Below are 19,766 nucleotides of genomic sequence, written 5' to 3' on the forward strand. Positions count from 1 at the left end.
TAAATCCCCGGCCTTCATGCCCGCCCGCTCGGGATTTCATCTCGCCACGGGAACACTGAGATGCGTCTGCTGGCTGTTGCCGAGCCACGTGTCCCGGCCGAGCTTGCTCGGCTCCTGGCGGGACAGGCGGAACTGCTGCTTCACGCCCTCGGTGAGCCCCAGCTCCAAATCGTACTCGAGCGGGTCCTTCACGAAGAGGGCCACCACCTCGCGCACCAGGGGCAGCAAATCGCCCTCCGGCATCAGCCGCCGGTAGGCGCGCGGCGGCAGCGGGCTGACGTGGATTTGAATCTTCCCCGTCCGGTCAAAGGCCTTGCCACCCAGGAGCATGTTGCGCCCGAGGATGTTGTTCAGGCGGCCCAGTTGCACCCGCGCGTCGATGTCCACCCAGCGGCCCACGAACTGGCGCACCGTGACGCGCGCCCCCTCCAGGTCCTCGCCCATGACGTCCTGGAGGGCCACCTCCAACTGCTCCGCCGTGCGGAAGCGCCCGGCCAGCAGCGGGGCGATGCGAAGCAGGCGCCAGGTCGGCAGCTTGCCCTCATGGGGCTTCTCGTACGTGTCGAAGCCGCCCAGCGCCAACAGCCGCTTGGACCACTGGTCCTTGAAGGACGTGTCCGTCTCGCTGGTGACGCGGTACTTGGACTCAATCCGGTACAGCAGCGACAGCAGCCGGTGGTGGAAGAGGTCCAGGAACTCGCGCCGCACCGGGTAGTCCGGGTCCTCCTGCGCCACCTCCTCCGCGAGGTAGTGGGGGAGGGGGCTCACCGAGCCCGTCAGCCCGAGGAAGCTCGTCACCACCTCGAACAGCGGCCGCTTGGAGAACGGGTCCTCCGCGCGGACGAGCACCTCGTGCAGCGTCACCTCCTTCACGTCGCCGCTGGGAAAGCCCAGGGACGGGTCGTGCCGGAAGCGAATCATCTCCTCGTTGACGGGGCCGGGCCCGCCCACGCGCACGGCCTCGGCCGTCAGCCGCTCCAGGAAGGCCACCAGGGGGAAGAAGCCCGCCCGGGGTGCCACCTCCGCCAGCTGACGCGCCGCCGCTACAAGAGCGTCTGAGTTCCGTTCCTCGGAAGCCACGTGTACTCCGTCTGCGAGGGGTGGAGCCGGATGCTCAGCTCGTTGAAGGAGTTGATGGTGACGTGGGACGCGAGCAGCTCCTCGAGGATGCAGCCGAAGAGGAACGAGTCACCCACGCCCATGAAGTTCTCCTCGTCCATGTCCACGCGTGTCTTGTGGCCCCGCAGCGGCGCGCCCTCCAGGAAGCGCGTCACCGGCTTCGTCTCCACCGCGCGGATGGCGTTGATGCGCAGGCGGCTGGCGCGCGCCGCGAGGTTGTCCGTGAGGGAGTGGAAGTTGTAGAGGTCCATCAGCCGCCGCAGCGCCGCTGCGTCCGCCAGCGAGTGCTGGTTGATGGCCAGGTGTGACAGGAGCCGCCAGTGCAGCTCCGAGCCCAGCGGCGCGCGCGCCGGCCGGCTCACCGGGGAGATGTTCTTGAACTTCGCCTGCGTGGGGCTGGCCGCCGTGGAGGCCGTCAGGTCACCCACCTGGAGCCGCGAGGGCAGCGAGCGGTTGGTGCACGTGAGGTCGATGGAGAGCGCCTCCTCCGAGCCCAGCACCGGCGCCACGTTCCGCGGCGTCTCCAGGGTGATGTACGTGTCGATGCCGTCGTCCAGCGGCGAGTGGGCCCGGCGCAGCCGGTAGAAGGCCTGCTCCGCGTCGCCGCCGGCGGTGTGGCTGAACTCGAAGAAGGGCCGGTACAGGCGCCGCTCGTTGCGGCCGGCCTGCAGGCCCGTCACCGTGTCCACCGAGTACACCTCGGCGTGGTTGGCCGGCAGGTCCGACGCGCGCAGCAGGTGCTCCTTGTCGAGCACGTGGTGGAGGACGGGGTCCGACGGCACGCTGAAGAGGTTGACGGCCGGCGCGCAGTGCAGCCGGAACATCTCCCGGTGGATGCGCGCGTCCAGGGGCGGCGGCCGCTCCAGGTGGAAGGAAATCTCGAAGCGCTCGTCCTTCACGCCCGCCGCGGCGTCCAGCCCGCGCACGTCGAAGAACAGGAACTTCTCCGGCAGCGTCAGGTACTCCTGCAGGTGCCGGTAGCCCTCGCTGGCGCGCGGCCACGGCAGCAGCTTGAAGTCCCGGTCGAAGCCCACCGGGTGGATGGCGTTGGCCGGCAGCTTGAAACCCTCGCCCTCCTGGGACGCGCCGCGCACGCGCACCTGGCGGCAGTAGCGCAGGAGCCACAGCAGCACCACCGACGCGGCGGACAGCTCGCCGTGGATGAACAGGCGCAGGCCCTGCGGGCGGAACACCTCCGCGCGGCCCTGCTCCGTCGTCTGGAAGAACAGCCGCAGCACGGGGGACGTAATCGACGCGCGGTCCAGCAGCGCGTCCGTCAGCTGCAGCGGCAGCAGGTCCACGTCCGAGGTGGTGCGGAAGACGCAGGACGTGCCGTCGATGGGCTGCGAGGCGACTTCGGCCCCGGCGGCCAGGCGCGAGCGGCCGCGCAGCGCGCGCAGGTGCGGGGAGAACTCGACGATGGTGGAGGCCGGCAGCGGGCGCAGGTAGTGCGGGAGCAACAGCTCGGTGAGGCCGTGCACCAGCTCCGGCACGTCGTCGTCCACGCGCTCGCGGATGCGCGCCGTCAGGAAGGCGAAGCCCTCCAGCAGCCGCTCCACGTCCGGGTCCGCGCCGCGCTCCACCAGCAGGCCCGCGACGGAGGGGTTGGCCAGCCCGAAGGCACGGCCCATCTCCCGCAGGTACGACAGCTCGCTCAGGTAGTACTTGCTGAACATCCTCGCCCTTTGCCACTCACCCCGTGGCTCACCACAGCTCCACGCGACCGCCCGGATGCACCTGCGTGTGGAAGCGCACCATGCCCCGCCTGTCGCGCGTGGCCAGCTGGGCGCTGATGTCGAAGCGCAGGGCCGTCGGGTCGGCCGGGTCCGCCGAGTACTGCACCACCACGTTCTTCAGCCGCGGCTCATAGTCCTGGATGGCCGTGCGGATGGACTGCGTCATCCGTGGAATGGCCGACGGGTACGAATGGACGATGTCGTTCAGGTCCAGGATGCCGTACGCCGGAGCCGCCACGGACTCGCCCCTGCGCGTGTTGAGCAGGTTGCGCAGGTGCTCTGCGATGGACTCCACCACGTCGCCCGGCGGCGCGAGCGTGCCGTTGCCTTCGGCGATGCGGGACAACAAGCCTCGGGAGCCCATGGGTGTCTTCGTGTCTTCAGCCGGGGAAAAGCCCACCCCCGACCGCCCGCGTACACGACTGCACGGGCGGCCGGTGGGAGGAGCGCATGATTAGCGCTGGGTGTCCCAGGTGTCCTCGTGCGTCACGCCACCGTTGGTGATGGTCCAGTTGATGGTGTGGAACACCAGGGTGATCTCCTCCATGGGAGGAAGGTTGGTGCTCGCCGGCACGAAGGAGTCCGGGACGTACTGCTTGATGCTGTTGACCCGGGCCTTCTTGATGGACGTCGTGAAGAACTGCTCGGTCGTGCCGTCGCCGGTCGGGTTCGGGCGGAAGAACTTGAAGGTCGCCTCGATGACCTGGTTCTCGCAGAGCGCCTTCATCAGCAGCGGGGACGACTTGTCGATGCGCTTGCGGAAGGTGATGCCCTCGTACTGGCGGCGGCCCGTGGCCAGGCCCGAGCCGGCCTCACGCGCGGTGAAGACCTTCTGGTCGTAGTAGACGCACTCGATGGAGTTCTCGCGGCCCAGGGACGTCTGGGTGCTCTCGCCCGCGATGTCGGTGCCGTTCGCCTTCAGGTACAGGTGTACTGACTCAGCCATGCTTCAACCTCTTCGCAATGCGCGCAACGCGCGCCGTGGGTCCGGGCTCACTGCGAGCCCGGGTGGTGGGGCCCCTACAAACTAGCTGATTCGACCGACAGTGCGTGAGCCGCGCTTACTCTTTGTCCAGCTTGCCCACGAGGGACAAGGTGAACGACGCGCCCATGTACTTGAAGTGCGGGCGCACCTGCAGACTGCAGCGGTACCAGCCGGGCTGGCCGTCCACGTCCTCCACCGTCACGCGCGCGGCACGGAGCGGGCGGCGCGAGCGCACCGCGGGCGCCGGGTCGTCCATGTCCGAGATGTACTGGCTCATCCAGTGGTTGAGCTCGCGCTCCAGGTCGGACTTCTCCTTCCAGCTGCCAATCTGCTCGCGCTGCAGCACCTTGATGTAGTGCGCCAGGCGGGTCATGATGAACATGTACGGCAGCTGCGTACCCAGGCGGTAGTTGGTCTCCGCCGCCTTGCCCTCGGGCGTGTTGCCGAAGAACTTGGGCTTCTGCACCGAGTTGGCGCTGAAGAACGCGGCGTTGTCCGAGTCCTTGCGGAAGACGAGGCCGATGAAGCCCTCCTCGGCCAACTCGTACTCGCGGCGCTCGGTGAGCATGACCTCGGTGGGAATCTTGGTCTGGATTTCCCCCATGGCCTCGTACTGGTGCAGCGGGAGGTTCTCCACCGCGCCGCCGGACTGGGGACCGATGATGTTCGGGCTCCAGCGGAACTTGGCGAAGGAGTCCGCCACGCGGCTGGTCATGGCGATGGAGGCGTAGCCCCAGAGGTAGCGGTCGTGGCTGCCGACGACGTCCTCGGTGAAGTTGAAGGCCTTCACGGGGACGGTCTTCTCACCGTAGGGCAGGCGCAGCAGGAAGCGCGGCAGGGCGAGGCCCACATAGCGCGCGTCCTCGCTCTCGCGGAACGAGTGCCACCGGGCGTACTGCGGGCCCTCGAAGAGGGACTTGAGGTCCTTGAGGTCCGGCAGCTTGAGGAAGCTCTGCTCGCCGAAGACGTCCGGCGCCGCGTTGGCGATGAAGGGCGCGTGGGCCATGGCGGCCACGGACGCGCACTTGCGCAGCAGGTCCATGTCCTGGGGGCCGACGTCGAAGTCGTAGTTGGCGTTGATGATGCCGTAGGGCTTGCCGCCGAACACGCCGTACTCGTTGGAGTACACGAGCTTGTACAGGCCGCTCTTGGTGACTTCCGGCGCGTCCTCGAAGTCCTTCTGGAGGTCTTCCTTGGAGACGTTGAGCATCTCCACGCGGGTGTTCTCGCGGAAGTCGACGCGGTCGACCAGGAACTTCAGGCCGCGCCAGGAGGCCTCCAGCTTCTGGAACTCCTTGGCGTGGAGGATTTCGTTGACCTGCGCGGACAGGCGCTTGTCGATTTCGGCAATCATCGCGTCGACGAGGGCCTTGTCCACGCGCTCCTCGGAGCGGTGCGGCGCCAGCATCTCCGTGATGAAGGCCTGCACGCCGCGCTTGGCGACGTCGTAGCCCTCGTCCTTCGGCTTGAGCTTGGCCTCGGAGAGAATCTCGTCGAGGAGGGACAGGGAGGCGTCAGCGGCGACGCCCTTGGACTTCTGGGTCTGGGTCTCGTTGGGCATGGTGTTTCAATCCCCCGGAAAGTGGGCGTGGGCTACTTGGTCTCGGGCTTGAGACCCAGCTCCTGGATGAGCGCCTTGCGGCCCTCTTCGTCGGCGAGCATCGTCTGCAGCTTCTTGCGGAACGCGGGAAGGTTGCCCAGGGGCCCCTTGAGGGCGTTGAGCGCGCTGCGCAGCTCGAGCAGCTTCTTGAGCTCGGGCACCTGGTTGACGACGCTCTCGGGAGAGAAGTCGTTCAGGTTCTTGAACTGGAGCGTGACGTTCATCGTCGCGGCCGGGTCACCGGCGAGCTTGTCGGCGGCGGTGAGGGTGACCTTCAGGCCCTGCTGCGCCATCACTTCGTTGAAGTTGGCCTTGTCGACGTTGATGGGCGCGCGCTGCTCCAGCGGGCGGTCATCGGCCTGGCCCGTGAAGTCCCCCATCATGAGGACCTTCAGCGGCAGCTCGACCTGCTCCTGGGCGTTGCCGGTGGCGGGCTTGTAGACGATGTTGACGCGCTCGGTAGGGGCGACAGAACTCTCTTTGCTCATCTGCGGCTTTCTCCTTGAGTGCTGCGTTTTTGGCGCGGGCGTCGCATGGGGTGGAGCTTCGCCGCGGTACAACAGGGTTGCATCAGGCGCCGACGCGCAACGCGGCAGAAGAATCCAACCGCGCTAGACGACGATACCGGTTTCGAATCTTCGCTGCCACCCGTCCCCCCTCCTTTTCCCCAGGGGCGCGGGTCGACAACCAGCCTTCGAGGCACGCGGCCGCGAGGGCGGGTTCCCACGTGTCGAGAGAATGGGCAGACACCTCCTCGTCGAGCGCGTCGTAGACGGCGCGGGCGAGCGGGAGCTGTCCCGCGTTGGCGCACAGCCGCGCCAATGCCAGTCGTGACAGGAACCGGGCACGGCCGGTGGTGGCGGCGACGATGGCGCCCTGCAACCGGGTTACGGCTTCGTGGACGCGGCCCTCGGCCAGCAGCGCGCGAGCCTCATCCTCCAGGGCAGGGCTGCTTCCAGCAGCGGACGCTTCGGGGGGAAGCGACGGCGGCGGCAGGGCCAGCGGCGAGGCGGAGGCGACGGGGCCCGCGGAAGCGGTGGCGGAGGATGTACTCGTGAGGATCACCTGCGCGCGCAGCCAGGTGCGGGTGGCGTCGTCGGTGAGGGGTTTGCCGTTGGCGGCGACGAGCTCCTCGACGCCGGGCATGCGACGCAACTGGGCGCCCAGCTCCTGGACGAGCGCGGCGTGGGCGGCCGCGTGCGACTCGCCCAGGCCGGTGAGGGCGGCGGCGCTGAAGCGGTGCAGGCCGAGCGCGAAGCGGTGCTGGCCCAGCGCGGACTCGGCCTCGTCGAGCAGGTCGGCCCAGCGCTGGTTGTTCTCCAGCGTCTCCAGCTTGGTGCGCAGCGCGTCCGGCAGCGGCTGCAGTGGGGTGCGGCCATTGGCCCCGGCGGTGGGGGGCCGGGCCAGGTGCAGCCACAGGCCCATGCGCATCAGCCGGTAGGGCAGCGGGTCCGCGACGCTCGCGCGGCGCAGCGCCCCGGCGGCGCCCAGGAGCGCGGTGCCCACGTTGCGCAGGAAGTCCGTGACGGCCTCCGCGGTGGACAGGTCCGGCGAGGCCGGCAGCGCCGGAAGGGCAGGCACCGCCACGGGCGTGGAAGGCGCGACGGTGTTCCGGGCGGGCGCGGCCTGCGTCGCGGGACTCCCGGCGGCGGTCTTCGCGGTGGCGGGGGGACTGGCGGCGCCGTTCGTCGCGGCGCGGCTCGCGGCGGTGGGGCCGGCGCCGTTCGCCGCGGCGTGGCTCGCGGCGGTGGGGCCGGCGCCGTTCACCGGGGTGGTACTCCTGGAGTCGTCACTCGCGGAAGCGCCGTTCGCCGGGGAGTCCTGCGCCGTCGAGGCGTCCGACTGCGCGGAGTCCTGGGGGGCTGGCGCGGGCGCGGGCGGGGGCAGCCCCGCGCGCAGCCGGGAGATGGCGTCCTGCAGCGGACCGAAGGCGGGCGCCGAGTCGGCGAAGCGCTCGCGGGACAGCTGCGACAGCCGCTTCAGCGCGACGGACAGCGCCTCCAGCGACTCCGCGCTCACGCTGGCCTGCTCCACCGAGGGAAGCATGCGGCCCAGCCGCTCCACGAACCAGCCCACGGCGTTGGCCCGGCCGCGCAGCCGCTTCAGCTCGGGGAAGAGGTCGGGCCAGTACCGCTCCGTCACCTCGGTGATGATGGCGGCCCCGGTGGCCGCGCCGTCCAGGCCGCGCGTGGCATACAGGCCATAGGCCATGTACGAGGCCAGCCAGAGGTCCTTGGTGGTGCCCTTCAGGAGGTCCCCGGCGCCCTGGACGACGTCGTCCCAGCGCACGCCGGCCGCGGCGGGGGACTCCAGCTTCGCCACCTCCGTGGTGATGGCCTCGTAGGCCGGCTCGTGCTTCGCCTGCACCCCCGCGGGGACGGTGCCGGGCACGGGCTCGACCCAGGGGCGGGCACGCTCACGAAGCTCTTCGAGGGTGGGCGGCATAGAGGCAGACGGGTTTCAGGGAGCCAGCGCGCGCAGCAGCTGCTCGAGGGTGGTGGAGGGAGCGTCGATGACCTGTCGCGCGGCGGCCTTGAGGCCCTTGCGCGCATTGTCGATGGCGGCGGGCCGCTCGGTGCGCAGCGGCCATATCTGGGCGCCCGGACGGCCGGGCTGGGCCAGGGCGAGGAAGAGGGCGGGGGTGGCCGCGCCCAGGCTGAGCAGCAGCCGGGGCCGCTCGCCCTCGGACCAGAAGAAGGCCGGGGGCTGGCTCGGCCAGCGCAACAGGCGCGAGGACAACTCCAGCCAGGCCACCGGGCCCACGCGCGTGGAGAACGGGCAGTCCAGCGCCACGCCCGCCGCGGACTGCTCGCGGCCGCGCTCGCCGACGCACGCGGTGAGGAAGGTGTGCAGCGCGTAGTAGCGGCCGCCGTCTGGCGTGCCCTCCACCACCGGGCCCAGCAGGTCCTGGGTGCGGTGCTCCGCCAGCGCGGCGTCACGCAGCCGCTGCGCGACGCTGAAGTCGCCCGGGCCGGGCAGGGGCAGCGCCGCCGTGCGCTCCAGCAACTGCGGCACGTCCAGCTCCGCCGCGGACCGGGCCAGGACACCAGCGGCGCGGAGGAAGGGCTGGAAGGCCTCCGGCGTCAGCGCGTAGCGCGGGGCCGTGGCCGCCGAGGCCACCTCGGTGAAGACGGCCAGCGGGAAGGCGCGCCCGACGCTGTCCATGCTGGGCGCCATCAGCCCCACCAGCGCCTGCTTCTGCCCCGGCACGGTGAACACGAAGTTCACCGGCTCCGAGGGCAGGTCCACCCGGGCCCGCCGCGCGCGCTCCACCCCTTCCTCCATCCAACCGTAGAGCTGGAGGGCGAGGGGCGTGGCGGCGTTGAGCTTGATGAACTCGGCCTGGCGGGGCGTCTTGCCCAACAGGCCGATGCGCTGCGACTGCACCGTCATGTCAGGGGGCTCCGTCCAGGGCGACAGCCGCGGGAGTGCACCCGCGCCCCTTCCGGGCGATGCCCGTCGGAGGCTGCAGGCCCGGATCCCGGAAGATGGCCAGCAGCTTCGAGGTGTTGCCGCCCAGCCCGAAGAACGGGTTGGCGGTGCGCTCGGGGCGGAAGTCGATGGAGACCATCGCCCCGTTCATCTCCTCGATTTCCCACGTGGCCGTGAAGTAGCGGCCGTCCGCGCTGGGCTCGATGCGCTTGACGCGCTCCAACAGGCGGAACAGGCCCCACTCGCCCTCGGCCTCCAGCGCCGTCTCGGTGGCTCCATCCGCGCTCTGCACGAGGATGCGCGCGCCGAGCTTGCCGGCCTGGCCGGGCCAGATCATCGGCTTCCACACCGTGTCGGGGCCGTTGCGGTACGTCTCGTCGGTGCCGTCCAGCGTGAAGGTGATGGAGGAGATCTGCGACGCCGTGCCGTCCGCGGAGACGCCCGGCCGCAGGCGGACCTGGAAGCGCACCAGCGGGTCCACCGTGTCGCCACCCGGGAAGAGCGTGGTGGCGAGCGCGCCCGTCTTCTCCAGGAAGGTGAGCAGCTCCGGGCGGAACATGGCGCCACCGGACGAGGTGAACTCCCACTTGCGGCCCGTGGCCACCACGTCCTCCAGCAGCTGCTCCTTGACGAACTTGCGCACCAGGCCGCCCTCGGGGCGGAGGAACTCGGCCACCTCCGGCAGCGGCGCGTCCTTCTGCGACGCCCGGTCGAACGGGTAGAGGCCCTTGAACGCCTGCTGGTACGTGGACACCACCTGCTCGCAGAACAGGTTGCTCTTGGCCTCGGCCGTGCCTTCGAACACCACCGAGCGCATCTCCTGGAAGGGCGGCAGCAGCAGCCGCTCGAAGATGGCGACGTTGTCCGACTGCTTGCGCACCAGCATCTCCACGTTGGTGCGGGTGGACTCGATCTTGTCCAGCAGCACGCCCGACTCGGCCGGCTTGTCCTTCACCGCCAGCAGCGTCGTCTGCACGGTGGCGAGCTGGTCCTCGTACGAGTCCAGCGCCGTCAGCGACTCCTCACCGTCCTCCGTCTTGGACGTCTCCGTGGTGAAGCGGATGAGCGAGGCGAACTCACGCTCCAGGTCCCGCGCCGTGAGCTCCTCGGCGCCGGAAGACGAGTCCGCGGCCAACAGCTCCCGCTTCTGCGCCGCTTCCTGCTCCGGCTTGGACCCGAAGAACTCCTTGACGGCCTGGAGCTTGCCGCCCGCCGCCGCTGCTACCGTCTTGTCGCGCTTGTCCAACTGCACGTTGAAGGCGAGCGCGCGGAAGAGCCGGCCGTAGGGCTTGGGCTTGCCGCGCGTCAGGTTGGTGAGCAGGCCCTCCATCTGCGTGAGGTTCTGCGGCGCCTGCACCCGGATGGAGTTGAGGAAGTCCTTCCACTCCTGCTGGTAGGTCTCGAAGTAGCGCGTGCGCAGCTCGCGGCGGGACTCCACCGCGTCCACCTTCTCGTCGCGGTCCAACACCCAGGACTGCTGGTCCTTGAAGGCCCCCTCCAGCCGCTCGCGGATGACCTGGTCGTACGCGGTGCGCGTGAAGGCGCCTCGCACCCGCAGGGGGGCGCTCATCTCTGGCACCGAGCCCACCAACTGCTCCAGCGTCTGGTCGGGGAACTCGTTGCTGACGTTGGCCACCAGCTGCGCCAGCTCCAGGCGCACCAGGGGCACGTTGTTGAGCGAGCGCCGCGCCGAGGTGATGACGCCCTTCTCGCGCGGGAAGGCGATGCGCTCGGCGCGCGCCGGCTTCTGCTCCTCCGGGAGCATCTGCTCGTTGGCGAGCATGCGCAGGTACGTGGACGCGTGGTTCTCCACCGCGCGCTCGTCCACCGAGTCGCCCCGCACGCGCTTCCAGTGGCTGACAATCTGTTGCACCAGCCACTTCTGCTGCGCTTCGTCCAGCTCCGGCTCGGTCGGGTTCCGGGGCGTCGTCACCAGCAGGTACATCTTCAGGTCGTCGAAGTACTGCCGGTACGCGTCGAAGTGCTTGCTGTAATCGGCGTCGCTGCGCACCGTGAGCAGGTCCGGGTTCTTCCCGAAGGCGTCCAGCCGCTGCTGGACGAGCTCGAACTGCTTGCCCAGGAGCACCCGCCGCAGGGCGGCGTTATAGAACTGCCGCGCCTGCGGCAGCATCTTGTCGCCCTGGTAGAGGCCGAAGCGCATCCACAGGGGCGCGCCGTGCTCGTCGTACTCGGTCAGCTCCTGCAGCCGGTTGCGCAGGGGAATCAGGTCCTCCACGCGGCGGATGTCGTCGCGCGGGTCCAGGCTCACGTCGGTGATGGCCTTCGTCACCGCCTGCGCCATGGAGCGGTTCTGGAAGAAGGACAGGGTGGGCAGCGACAGCATCAGCGCGGTGGCCGCCAGGGCGGCGCTCGCCAGCACCAGCCGCTGCCGGCGCACCCTCGCTTCCTCCAGCGAGCTGCGCACCGCCATCTGCTGGTCCTGGAACATCACCTTGGTGAAGACGTCCCAGAGGAAGTAGCTGCGGCCTTCCGTGGCGCCTTCCGTCTGCGCCCGGCCGTTGGTGCTGCCGAACAGCTCCGAGGCGGACGGGGACACCTTGTCCACCGCGCGCACGTCCTGCGTGCCGCTGTTGAAGTACAGGCCGCGGAAGACGGGCGTGTCCTGGAACACGTTCTCCAGGAAGAGCGGCTGGAGGAACTCGGCGAGGTTCTTGCGGAGCGCGTCGAACTTCTGCGGGAAGCCGTAGATGTTCTCGCGCGTCTCCAGCCGGCGCTCCTGGCCCAGCCGCCGCAGCGAGCGCTGCTCCAGCACGGAGAGCATCTCGTCGAAGCGCTCGCGGAACAGGTCCGTGCTCGCCTCGCTCTGCTGCTCCACCGGCACCGTGAAGCCCCAGATCTGCCCGCGCTCCACGCGCGACAGGTCCGAGAACATCTCCACGAACCCGGGCAGCAGGTCGCACTTGGTGATCATCACGTACACCGGCACCAGCATCTTCAGCCGGGTGGTGATTTCATCCATGCGCTCGCGGATGGTCTGCCCCATCTCGCCCACGGCCTGCGGGTCCGCGTTCATCAGCTCGCTGACGCTGATGGCCACGATGAGGCCGTTGATGGGACGGCTGGGGCGGTGCTTCGCCACCGTGTCGATGAAGGCCAGCCACTCCGGCCGGTCCTCCTCCGCGCTGGTGTAGCGGCCCGCCGTGTCGAGGATGACGGCCTCGTTGGTGAGCCACCAGTCGCAGTTGCGCGTGCCACCCACGCCGCGCACGCCGCCGCGCGCGGAGAGGTAGGGGAACTTCAGCCCGGAGTTGCGCAGCGCCGTGCTCTTGCCCGCGCCCGGGGGACCGACGATGAGGTACCAGGGCAGGACGGCCAGGGCATCCTTGCCGCCGCGCGCCAGCTTGGAGGTCTTGAGCGCCTCCACCGCCTTGGTGAACTCGGCCTGCATGGCCTTGATTTCAGGCTGCAGGTCCGGCCGCACCGTGGCCGTCTGTTCCTCCGCCTGCGTCGCGAGCGCGCCCTCCAGCTTCTTCGCCGCGCGGCGCGCGAGGATGCGCTTGACCAGCCAGACCACGCCCATGGCGAACAGGCCCGCCAGCGCGGCGATGATGGCCGCCTCTCTTGGAGAGAAGCCCAGGAAGCTCAGAATCGCGAAGGTGGGCGCGCCAATGCCCAACAGTGGCAGCAGGTACGCCATCATGGCGCGCCCTCCGTGGAGGCCGTGGTCGCGGCGTTGCCGCCCGTGCTGGCCGTGTTCTTGGCTGCGTGGACCTCGATGCGGCTCTTCAGCTCGCCCACCGTGTCATTGAGGAAGAACTGCAGCACCCCGTAGAAGAGCACCGCCACCGCCAGCGCGCCGGCGGAGATGCCCAGCATGGAGGCCTTCTTCCGCTTGGACAGCAGCGACTCCGTGGGGCGCTCGCCGTGGGGCGACAGCACGTCGAAGTCGAAGGGGCGCGCGCGCTCCAAATCCTTCTGCACGGTGTCGATAAGCGTCATCAGCTCCAGCTCGCCGCCGCGGATGCGGTAGCGGCCCTGGAAGCCGAAGAGCATGCACAGGTAGTAGACTTGGAGCACTTCCGCGCGGTGCGGGTCCTTGCGCACGGTGTTGAGCCGGGCGAAGAAGCCGTCACCGGCGACGTTCTCGTTGAAGTAGTGGAGCTGCAGCGGGTTGGAGCTCCAGAACTGGCGGTACTCCTCCGGCCGGCCGAGCACCACCTCGTCGACGAGGGCCACCATCGCGTACGCCATGTCCTGGGCGTCCTGATGGCTGAAGCCCAGCACCGCGGAGCGCCTCAGCATCTCGTCCACCACGCCGCGCAGGCGGTGGTGCAAAGTCTCCGGCGGGGGGATGGCTGCTGAATCCGAGCCGCGCAATTGAATGGCGGCGTCGAAACAGTCCTTCGTGGCTTCAGTGACTCGGTCCATGGGCAGGGCGGGGCGTCAGCGATTGGCGGTGGGGACCGCGAGCAGCTCGACGCTGGTGCGGCTCGCGTCGAAGGGCTGCGGCAGATAGAGCGCGAGGTTCCGGTCTCGCATCACGTTCTTCCAGTAGCCGTCATTCATGCTGAGGCTGAAGTAGACGGTACCCGGCTGCACCGGCACTTCCGGCGGCGGGCGGTACGTCACAGCCAGCGGCACGCCGGGAGCGGCGGCCTGCAGCAGCGCGCGGATGTCGTCCCACGCGGCCACCTTGGACAGCTTGGGAAGCTGCTCCGCCACCGTCCGCTCCGGCAGCTCGCTGCGCACGGCGAGGAGGAACTGGCCGCAGCGCTCCAGCCGCTCGTCCTCCAGCCGCCCGCGGAACATGCCGTCGGTGCCCACCGACAGGTCCACCGTCAGGCACTGCTCCAGCGCCACCGAGCGCATCAGGTCCGCGATGCGGCGGAACAGCTCCTCGAAGGTGGCCCGCAGGTTGGTGAACTGGAAGGAGGGCAGGGTGGACGGGTCCGCGCTCGCGGAGAACGTGCACAACTGCCCCGCCGTCTGGATGAGCGTGAGGTACACGTCGCGCGGCGGAAGGTTGCCCGCGTCCAGCGCGTGCTGGAGGTAGGGGATGGTGCCGTTGAGCGCGTTGAGCTCCAGGAAGAGCGTCACGTCGCCCGCGGTGAACTCCAGCGCGGACGCGTCGCGGTGGCGGCGGCGCGAGGAGAGCTGGCGCTGCTTGGACACCATCAGCCGCAGCAGGGTGCGCAGCTCGTTCATGATGAACGGCGACGCGTCGATGCGCAGGCTGGGAGGGATGTACGTGTCGACGAGCGTCAGGTTCCCCGACTTGTCGCGGGACAGCTCGCACAGCTTGATGGAGTCGAAGTCGTCGCGCGGCTCGGTGCCGAACAACAGGCGCACGTTGCGCTGGCCGAAGGCCACCTGGGAGATGGACGTGGACGCCGTCAAGTCACTGATGGGGCGCGCGGAGGGCGTGTAGCGCGGACTGCCGCCCAGCCGTTCCCCGCTGCCGAAGCTCTCCACGCCGCTGCGCTCGCGCGGCACGCCCAGGTACACGTCCAGGGTGCGCTGGGCCGGAGGGAAGTAGCCCTCCGCGGGGCGCGCGGGAGGGGCCTCGGCGTCACCGGCCTCGAAGGACACCGGAAGCCCGTCCGGGAGCACGCCCATGAAGCGCGACAGCTGGACGGTGCCCGCGCGCAGCGCCTCCATGTCCACCTCCAGGGACACCACACCCCACGGGTACGGCTCCAGGGCCGCCAGGCGCAGGTCCAGGAGCTGCTCGTGGTAGAGGTCCTGCTGCTGGAGGTGGTGGGGGCTCATGAACATGCCCTCCGACCACACGACTCGCTGCACGGACTTCATACACCTCTCCGCGGCGACGCGCTGTCGCCCGCTTGGGGTTGGGATTCCGGAGCCCGCGTCGGCGCCTGTGTGATGGGGCGGAACAACAAGTCGATCTGGTAGCCCTGCAGCCGGTAGCGGAACACCTCGTCCTCCGGTTTCGGCTCACCCTGGTCACCCGCAGGGCGCTCCACGCACTGGGACTCCTTCACCACCGGCAGCACCGCGACGGTGCGCCACGAGTAGCCCAGCGGTTGGCGGAAGTGGCCCATGGCCAGCACGAAGCGCGCCTTTGGATCTCGCTGCACCCAGCGCGTCACCTTGCGGCCCGGCGGCACCACCACCTCCGCCACCTGCAGGAGGTCTTCCTTCAGGAGCTCCTCGGGCTTGCCCCACAGGTCCTTGAAGCCCGCGCGCTCCAGCCGGACGCTGTCCTTGAGCTGGACGATCTGCACCACCGTGGGCAGTGAGCGGCCGCGCGCGTCCGGATTGAGCTGCTCCGCCGCGTCGACGACGACCTGGAAGGGAGGAGGCGTTTCACACGCCTGGGGAATGCGCTTCGCGCAGCCTGCACTCCCGCCCAGGACGAGCGCGAGCGCGGTGACCACACCCCACCGAAGACACCGGACGGCCATCCCCCCCGTACCGGCGCCAGTGTGTCTTTGCGCCAACATCCAGTTTCCTTGGAAAGAGCGCCCGTAACGCCGAGCGGTTACGTGCAAAGCGTAAACTGCCAGACAGGACGGAGTGGTTTCAAGCCACCACCCCCTACGCCTGCCCGGTTGCTTCTAGTTTTCCGAAATCTTGGAGCCCTTGATGACGACGTCACCGCTGGCGGTGACCTCGATCTTGGCGCCCTTGATGACGACGTCGCCGTTCTTCTTGACCTGCAGGGTGGCGGAGCCGACCTTGAGGGTGAACTGCTCCTGGGCCACCAGGGAGATTTCCTTGGCGGACAGGGTGTAGGCGTCCTTGGCGGCGTGGTTCAGCTTGCCGCCCACGCTGAGCTGGAGGTCCTTCTCCACCTTGAGGGTGCGGGACTTGCCAATCTCTTCGGAGAGGTCTCCGCCCACCTGCATGGTACGCGAGCCCTTCACCGTCTCCGACTTCTTGGCGCCCACCACCTCCACCTTGGCGCCGCCGACCTGCTCCGACTTCAGCCCGCCCACCAGCTCGTTGAAGGCCGCGCCCACGGTGATGGCGAGCGCGCCGCCGACGTTGAGCATCTTCCCCAGGCCCACCGACTCGGCGGAGGCCATGGCCACGCTGAGGGACTGGTTGCCGCTGACGCTGATGGACTGGTCCCCGGCCACCGCCTCGGTGTGGTTGCCGCTCACCGTGGTGGAGCGGTTGCCGGTGACATCGAGTGTCTGGTTGCCGGAGATGGTGCTGTCGTCGTTCTTCTTCACCGTGAGGGCCTGGTTGCCCTCGATGGTGCGCGTGCGGTCCTTCTTGACGAGGAGCGTCTCGTTGCCGCGGACCTCCTGCGTCTTGTCGTTCTCGACGACGATGTTGAAGTCCTTCTGTGCGTGCACATAGACGAGCTCGGAGCCGGCGGCGTCCTCGAAGCGCAGCTCGTTGGAGCCGTCCCCGCCGGGGCTGGAGCTGGAGCGCAGGGTGCTCTGCGTCTTGCTGCCGGGCAGATCGACGGGCGTGGGGTTCTGCCCGTTGTAGACGCTGCCGGTGACGATGGGCCGGTCCGGGTCGCCCTCGAGGAACTCCACCACGACTTCATGGCCGATGCGCGGCAGGTACAGCGCGCCCCAGCCCGGGCCGGCCCAGGCCTGGCTGACGCGAATCCAGCAGGAGCTCTTGTCGTTCTGCTTGCCCTCGCGGTCCCAGTGGAACTGGACCTTGATGCGGCCGTGCTCGTCGGTGTGGATTTCCTCGCCCGCGGGGCCCACCACCATGGCCGTCTGCGCGCCGGGAATCACCGGGCGCGGCGTCACGCGGGCCGGGCGGAAGGGCACCTCGGCCGGCTGGCAGAGGAACTCGTTGCGGTAGCCCTCGCGGCTGCGCAGCGAGCCCTGCTCGATGCTGAGCGCCTCGGACTGGTGTCCCACGTGCCGCACCGACACCGGCAGGTACTTGCGGTTGAGGGCGTCGTCAGGGTGCTCGGCCAGCTCGAAGGAGTGGCCCACGCAAATGCGGCGGCTGTAGCTGGCGCCCGTCACCGTCTCCGCCCGCGCGCGCAACTCCTCCAGGCGCACCTTCGCGAGGCTCTTGCCGGGGCCCGGCTCCTCGTAGCGGCCGGGGTAGTCGTAGATTTCGAGCGCCGTCTCGCCGCCCTCGGCCTCCGAGGACGCACCCAGGTCCTGGGCGGGGCGCAGGAAGTTGTAGTCGCGCAGCGCCACGGCGCCGGGCTGCACCTCGGTGCGCGCCACCAGTTCGTGCACGTATTCCGCGTCGGCCACCATGTGGCTGCGCTCGCGGTAGACGAGCTTCGCATCGCCCTGCATGGCGGGGTTGGCGGAGTCGCCGTCACCCAGCACCATCATGTGGGCCTCTTCGCCGTGCTCGAAGAAGTAGAAGATGCCCTCCTCCTCGAGGAGGCGGGCCACGAAGTCCAGGTCCGACTCGCGGTACTGCACGCAGTAGTCGCGCTTGGGGTAGTCGCCGTTGAGCGCGAGCCGGTGCTCCACCTTCGCCTCGTCCAGGACCTTGTGGACGATTTGCGGGACGGTCATCTCCTGGAAGATGCGGCTCTTGCGGCGGTGGCGGAGCGTCCACAGGCGGGGCACCACGGTAGCGCGGTAGCGGCGGCGCTCGGGGCCGCTGCCCTCGTCCCAGCGGGACATGCGCGAGACGATGCCGTGGAAGAAGCGCGCGGTGCCGTCACCCAGCATGATGGTGAGGCGCGCGTCCTTGCCGAGCAGGGACTTCTCCTCCACCTCCACGTCCGGCTTCGCCGCCAGCGCGACTTCCACCGCGTAGGGCTGCGACAGCGTCTCCTCGGCCTCGAAGCCGAGCACCGCCAGCTCACCGGAGGTGAAGGGACCTGCCTGGAACTCGAACTCGGCCTGATTGGCGAGCAAGGCGGCGTTCGCGATCATCTTCAGTCCCCCAGCGCAAGGCCTCGCGAGGATGGCGAGGCCCGTGAGTGGTGCAACAGCATGCCATGAATTGGCGTAGCAAAGATCCCTGACACGAAATTTTCATTTGAGCGGAAGCGCTAGCAGGCGATTTCGAAGGGGGCCATCCGGCGTGGGGAGGGTTTCGGTGTAGAGTGGAAAAGGGGGGCCGGCTTGAAACGGTGGGTAGCTCCGGGGTACCCAGACGGCTTCCACCCGGGAGAACCATGAGAAGAAGACAGCTCCTGCACCGAGGGCTCGCGCTGGCACTGGCGCTGACGTCCACGGTCGCTGTGTCCCAGGAAGCGTCGCCGCTTCAGCGAGGCTTCGACCTGGAGCGACTGGAGTTGAATCCCGGGGCGGAGGGCTCGCTCCTGGTGGGCCTGGGCGAGTTGCTGCCCGCGGGCCAGTTCCGGGCGACGTTGCTCGCGCAGTACGCGCACAACCCGCTGCTCTTCGTGGACACCGGAAAGGAGCTGTCCGTCGTGGGCAAGCGCGCCACCGCGCACCTGGCCGCGGCGTATGCGCCGCTGACCTGGCTGCAGGTGGGGCTGCAGGTGCCGCTCGTGGCCTTCCAGGGCGGGGACACGGAGCTGCTGCAGGCGAAGAACATCGCCGCGCCCGCGGGCCAGGCGCTGGCGACGCCCGTGTTCAGCGCCCGCTTCGGGCTGCTCACCCAGGACGAGCAGGGCGGGGTGGACCTGGCGGCGGAGCTGGGCGTGGGGCTCCCCGTGGGCAGCAAGGACGCATTCGCTCGGGATGGAGATGGCCTGCGACTGGCGCCGAAGGTGATGGTGGGCCGCCACTTCGGCCGCATCCGCGCGGGCGCGGAGGTGGGGTACACGAAGCGCCCCAAGCTCCTGCTCACGCAGAAGCAGGGAGACCTCGAGGACGAGGTGGGCGAGGAGCTTCGCATCGGGTTGGCGCTGGCCACGACGGGCCGGCGGCTGCGCTGGGAGCTCAACGTGCGGGGCATGGTGCCTCTGACGGACCAGCCGAGCTCCGTGGAGCTGCTGCCAGGAGGACGCTACCTGGTCAGCTCCTCGCTGGAGCTCTTCGCGCTGGCGGGCATGGGCATTGGCGCGGCGCCGGGCACGCCCCTGTTCCGGTTGATGTTCGGCGGCGCCTTCGGGCAGGTGACGCCGCCGCGCGGGCCGGGCGAGTCCTCTGTCCGCTGCGAGATGGGCCTGGCACCCGAAGCGAAGATCCAGGAGTGCCCGGACCTCGACGAGGACCACGACGGGGTCCGCAACGCGAACGACAAGTGCCCCCTCGTCGCGGGCGACGTCGCGCGCAACGGCTGCTCGGCGCAGGACACCGACGGTGACGGCATCGAGGACATGCTGGACGGCTGCCCCATGGACCCCGGGCCGGCCGCGCGGCAGGGCTGCTCCATTCCGGACCAGGACAAGGACGACCTGCCCGACGAGCTCGACAGCTGCCCCACGGACCCGGGGCCGGCGGACAACCGGGGCTGCCCGGTGCGCGACACGGACAAGGACGGCATCGACAACGACAAGGACGAGTGCCCGAGCGACGCCGGTCCGGTCGAGCGCAACGGGTGCCCGGAGTCGGACACGGACAAGGACGGCATCCCCAACCGCGCGGACAGCTGCGTGAACGACGCGGGTGACGCGAAGAATATGGGCTGTCCGCTACAAGTGCTGCCCCTGGTGGAGCTCAAGCCGGACCGCCTGGTGCTCATCGGGAAGGTCTTCTTCGAGTCCTCGCAGGCGCGGCTCCAGAGCCGCTCGTTCGAGGTGCTGGACTGGGTGGCTCGCGTCATCAAGGAGCACTCGGAGATTCCCAGCGTCGTCGTGGGCGCGCACACCGACGACCGCGGCTTCCCGGACGTCAACCGCCGGCTGTCGCAGGCGCGCGCGGAGGCGGTGCGGCAGTACCTCATCAGCAAGGGCGTGGACCCCGCGCGGTTGCAGGCGATGGGGTACGGGCAGGACCGCCCCATCGACAGCAATGCGACCTCCATCGGCCGCGAGAACAACCGCCGCGTGGAGTTCCTGCTGGTGGCCCCGGAAAAGGAGAAGACGGCCCCCCCCCGTCCCTGAGCCATG

At 69.4% G+C, this 19,766-nt stretch carries 14 protein-coding genes; 1 reads left to right on the forward strand and 13 read right to left on the reverse strand.

The features are described 5' to 3' along the window. Positions 1–36: 36 nt before the first annotated feature. From tssG to OV427_RS38975, 13 genes are all read right to left on the reverse strand, one after another. On the reverse strand, positions 37–1,080 hold the full coding sequence (tssG, locus tag OV427_RS38915; RefSeq protein WP_267861294.1) for a type VI secretion system baseplate subunit TssG: 1,044 nt from the start codon (positions 1,078–1,080) through the stop codon (positions 37–39). Further along, positions 1,044–2,795 (reverse strand): type VI secretion system baseplate subunit TssF, encoded by a 1,752-nt coding sequence (gene tssF, locus OV427_RS38920; RefSeq protein ID WP_267861295.1) that lies wholly within the window; start codon positions 2,793–2,795, stop codon positions 1,044–1,046. Before tssF ends, tssG begins: the two co-directional genes overlap by 37 nt. 28 nt (positions 2,796–2,823) lie before the next feature. Then, positions 2,824–3,219 (reverse strand): type VI secretion system baseplate subunit TssE, encoded by a 396-nt coding sequence (gene tssE, locus OV427_RS38925; RefSeq protein WP_267861296.1) that lies wholly within the window; start codon positions 3,217–3,219, stop codon positions 2,824–2,826. 90 nt (positions 3,220–3,309) lie between these two features. Next, positions 3,310–3,801: a type VI secretion system tube protein TssD gene (gene tssD, locus OV427_RS38930; RefSeq protein WP_267861297.1), complete on the reverse strand. Its 492-nt coding sequence runs from the start codon at positions 3,799–3,801 to the stop codon at positions 3,310–3,312. Positions 3,802–3,916: 115 nt separating this feature from the next. Beyond that, a complete protein-coding gene (gene tssC / locus OV427_RS38935) occupies positions 3,917–5,401 on the reverse strand; it encodes a type VI secretion system contractile sheath large subunit (RefSeq protein WP_267861298.1) in 1,485 nt (494 codons plus the stop codon). Positions 5,402–5,433: 32 nt separating this feature from the next. Next, entirely contained in the window at positions 5,434–5,928 is a 495-nt protein-coding gene (tssB, locus tag OV427_RS38940) for a type VI secretion system contractile sheath small subunit (protein WP_267861299.1), read from the reverse strand. An 82-nt stretch (positions 5,929–6,010) separates the two neighbouring features. After that, entirely contained in the window at positions 6,011–7,885 is a 1,875-nt protein-coding gene (gene tssA, locus OV427_RS38945) for a type VI secretion system protein TssA (RefSeq protein ID WP_267861300.1), read from the reverse strand. Between the two features lie 15 nt (positions 7,886–7,900). Then, a complete protein-coding gene (tagF, locus tag OV427_RS38950; protein ID WP_267861301.1) occupies positions 7,901–8,833 on the reverse strand; it encodes a type VI secretion system-associated protein TagF in 933 nt (310 codons plus the stop codon). Position 8,834: 1 nt separating this feature from the next. Next, positions 8,835–12,533 carry a type VI secretion system membrane subunit TssM gene (gene tssM / locus OV427_RS38955; protein ID WP_267861302.1) on the reverse strand — a complete coding sequence of 1,233 codons (3,699 nt, stop codon included), beginning with the start codon at positions 12,531–12,533 and terminating at the stop codon, positions 8,835–8,837. Beyond that, entirely contained in the window at positions 12,530–13,261 is a 732-nt protein-coding gene (locus OV427_RS38960) for a DotU family type IV/VI secretion system protein (protein WP_267861303.1), read from the reverse strand. The genes tssM and OV427_RS38960 overlap by 4 nt, the downstream gene beginning before the upstream one ends. A 15-nt stretch (positions 13,262–13,276) precedes the next feature. After that, positions 13,277–14,644 carry a type VI secretion system baseplate subunit TssK gene (tssK, locus tag OV427_RS38965; protein ID WP_267861304.1) on the reverse strand — a complete coding sequence of 456 codons (1,368 nt, stop codon included), beginning with the start codon at positions 14,642–14,644 and terminating at the stop codon, positions 13,277–13,279. After that, positions 14,641–15,231, reverse strand: coding sequence for a type VI secretion system lipoprotein TssJ (gene tssJ, locus OV427_RS38970; RefSeq protein ID WP_267861305.1), 591 nt, complete (start codon positions 15,229–15,231; stop codon positions 14,641–14,643). Before tssJ ends, tssK begins: the two co-directional genes overlap by 4 nt. Before the next feature lie 180 nt (positions 15,232–15,411). Next, the gene (locus OV427_RS38975; protein ID WP_267861306.1) at positions 15,412–17,676 is read right to left on the reverse strand and encodes a type VI secretion system Vgr family protein; all 2,265 of its coding nucleotides are present in this window, start codon (positions 17,674–17,676) and stop codon (positions 15,412–15,414) included. 245 nt (positions 17,677–17,921) lie between these two features. On the opposite strand from OV427_RS38975, the gene OV427_RS38980 reads away from it, so the two are divergent. Continuing rightward, positions 17,922–19,760 carry an OmpA family protein gene (locus tag OV427_RS38980; RefSeq protein ID WP_267861307.1) on the forward strand — a complete coding sequence of 613 codons (1,839 nt, stop codon included), beginning with the start codon at positions 17,922–17,924 and terminating at the stop codon, positions 19,758–19,760. Positions 19,761–19,766 lie beyond the last annotated feature (6 nt).

It is taken from the genome of Pyxidicoccus sp. MSG2, from assembly GCF_026626705.1.
GTDB lineage: Bacteria > Myxococcota > Myxococcia > Myxococcales > Myxococcaceae > Myxococcus.